The sequence below is a fragment of the Psychromonas antarctica genome, assembly GCF_022267535.1.
GTDB lineage: Bacteria > Pseudomonadota > Gammaproteobacteria > Enterobacterales > Psychromonadaceae > Psychromonas > Psychromonas antarctica.
This window is the reverse complement of the sequence record NZ_JAHNZV010000208.1, coordinates 1-2,274: the sequence shown is the minus strand read 5'-3', so window position 1 is coordinate 2,274 and position 2,274 is coordinate 1. Positions and strand designations below refer to the sequence as shown.

Here is a 2,274-nt window from a genome sequence, read left to right as displayed (position 1 = left end):
ACATTCTATAATAAAATACATTCTATAACACTTCGTTTAACGTTGCCTTAATGCCAAAGCGAATCTGAAATCAAATCAAAAAATACATATAATTCAGATATATAAATTTCTGCAGACATTCAAGATAGAAGACTATAAGAACTAAAGAAGAGCGCAATTTCCCATGTTGAAATTAGCGCCACTTGCGTTTTAACTTTGATTCTGAGCATTTTAATTTAGACATTTAGTGGCTAGATATGACGGTTCTAAGTAGCGCCATACCGTGGCGTAGAATCCCCCCCCCATATCCACACAATGAATGCTTAACTAATTAATAATGCCTCATACTGGAGTGTAATCCTCGTAAAGGACTAACACACGTAATCGACATTCTATATATGCTCATTTTTTTTGTACGCTCGTAAAAACTTCACTTGTTTATAAGTAGTATAAATAAAACGTCCGCAATCAAATAAATGCAAACTTCTCAGAATACTTTTAAGTAATGGATTTTTTTTATCTTTCGTTTGAACGTCTTGGTTACTTTGCACTAGCTCTCTACGTTCGGCCTCGATACAACTCATAGCCTTGTAGGATGGATCTAATAGGACAACACGTTGTTCGAGGGCATACATATTCAAATAATCTTCCCTTCCTGTATAATGATCAATCGGCTTCTTTATAACCCTCAATTCATTAACCAATTTCTGAGCACCAGCATTATTAATTATATATCCATGCGTTCCATAAGTTGGCATAACCAAGCGGAGTGCATTTAATTTACTTACAATGTTATGGTGAGACCACAAATTTGAGCGAGTGCGTTTTTCTGTGACTTCATCAGCATAATAACCTAGCAACATTAACTCATAATCATCAGGGAAATTAGATACATTACTTACCAATTCTAAAAACTCAGGGGTAAGTAAAACATCATCTTCGAGCACTACCGCCTGCTCAATATTTTCAGCTAACATTTGCTTATATATTTTTAAGTGACTGAGCGTACATCCTAATTCGCCCAATGTAAGCTCTCGACCGCACTCTGTGATAGATAACTCTTTATTGTAAACACGCTGAATAGCTGTGTCTGATAATTGTTTACCGTAAACTGCGTCGATGAAAATTGCTTCAATTTTGTTAACTTCACAGAGGGCTTCCATATGCGCTTTTTTTTCAACATCAATTCCCAGATTGATAATAAATATTGGTGTTTTGCTCATGATTGCTCAGCCGTAATAAATGGATAGTCTTTCAACCAAGCCTTATAGTAATTAGTATTTTTACCGTAAGAGTTATCATATAAACAGATCTCTTTCCCTAACAGCGCGGCAAGTATAAACCCATGCAATCGGTCGGTATGCACAACGGTGAATGCATTAAAGTAATTAATAGATCTAAAGACAATATTTTCAGTTTGATAACCCCACAGTTTAATTACCCTCGATGAAAACCAAGGTACTTTATTCATTTTTAAATAAACATTAAAAGCAAATTCATCTTCTCGGCTGATCAAATTTTTCCAATCAAATCCTTTTTTTACTATTGATCTTGTATTGGGTTGTTTTTCTGCATCAACTCTGACTAGGTTTAATATTTTTGGAGGGAAAACATTTGATATGCCTGATTCTGTTTTATCAATTAAAGGATGAAGATGATGGGCCATATCTGGCATAAATAATACATTTTCAGTAAATTCTTTAGCGAGTTCGACACTGAGTATATCTCTGACACAAAAATGAAAATCTTGATGCTCTTTGAAAAGAGCAGCTGATTTAGCTAAATTAGCTGAATCTTCAAAATGAATAGTTTGAGGTAAACAGATAATAGTTTTGTGTTTAAATTTGCGGATAATATCTTCTCTTAAATTTTGATGAAGGCTATATAAATCACCAAAATTCCCACCTCCATGCAACAAAATCACTTCGGAATTTTCAATTTTTTTATATTCAATATTTTCATGCGCACAACGATAGATAACATCTATGTCGTAAGTATCGAAGAAAGCTTCAGTCCCTTTGTAAATTAAAATATCTCCAACATTAAAATGTACTGGAATATCTAAATATGTAACTTTTCTGTTATTAATTAATTCGGCTAGTTTTTTATGCTCATTTTTTAATGAATCCATTAACTGACACCACAATATTTGCGACATAACTAGTCACTCCTTTTAATTAAAAAATGCATATTTTTAGCCTACGCGTAACATTTTAATAAATTGACATAACACACAATTAACATATCAAGAACAAGCTAACAGAGTAAATATGCACATTTTGAGCTGTAAAATAA

General features: G+C 33.2%; 2 protein-coding genes. Both read right to left on the bottom strand.

The features are described 5' to 3' along the window. Nucleotides 1–371: 371 nt before the first annotated feature. Nucleotides 372–1,202 carry a glycosyltransferase family 25 protein gene (locus tag KSO91_RS16955; protein ID WP_238744200.1) on the bottom strand — a complete coding sequence of 277 codons (831 nt, stop codon included), beginning with the start codon at nucleotides 1,200–1,202 and terminating at the stop codon, nucleotides 372–374. After that, entirely contained in the window at nucleotides 1,199–2,110 is a 912-nt protein-coding gene (locus KSO91_RS16950; RefSeq protein WP_238744199.1) for a polysaccharide pyruvyl transferase family protein, read from the bottom strand. The genes KSO91_RS16955 and KSO91_RS16950 overlap by 4 nt, the downstream gene beginning before the upstream one ends. Nucleotides 2,111–2,274 lie beyond the last annotated feature (164 nt).

Excerpts from the sequence above, each read along its gene's own strand:
- KSO91_RS16955 (WP_238744200.1), bottom strand. The coding sequence starts at position 1,202 with ATGAGCAAAACACCAATATTTATTATCAATCTGGGAATTGATGTTGAA.
- KSO91_RS16950 (WP_238744199.1), bottom strand. The coding sequence starts at position 2,110 with ATGGATTCATTAAAAAATGAGCATAAAAAACTAGCCGAATTAATTAAT.